Here is a 229-nt window from a genome sequence, read left to right as displayed (position 1 = left end):
CCTCAAATCTAGCTTCAATAATAGTATAAACACCAATACTCGATCAGGAAAAACAGACCCAGAACATACAACTTATACCCTACAAATCGGTCAGTTGGTTGCAACCCCGACCAGTCAAACAGGTGCGAAACCCTGTTGCGCCAACGGCACGAGTTGTCCTCAATCATGCTTTTCGCATATTGATCATGTCACGTGACTTATCTTGTAGGCATCACCGTTCGCGAAGCGA

General features: G+C 45.4%; 1 protein-coding gene. It reads left to right on the top strand.

Annotated features, from left to right (window positions below; genetic code table 11):
* The coding region (locus R0J92_RS27430; protein ID WP_411054000.1) for a hypothetical protein at positions 1-196 on the top strand (196 nt) is incomplete at its 5' end.
* Positions 197-229 lie beyond the last annotated feature (33 nt).

The organism is Tritonibacter sp. SIMBA_163 (genome assembly GCF_046535935.1).
Taxonomy (GTDB): Bacteria; Pseudomonadota; Alphaproteobacteria; order Rhodobacterales; family Rhodobacteraceae; genus Epibacterium; species Epibacterium scottomollicae.
Note: the sequence above shows the minus strand (reverse complement) of the source record. Positions and strands in the feature narration are given on the sequence as shown.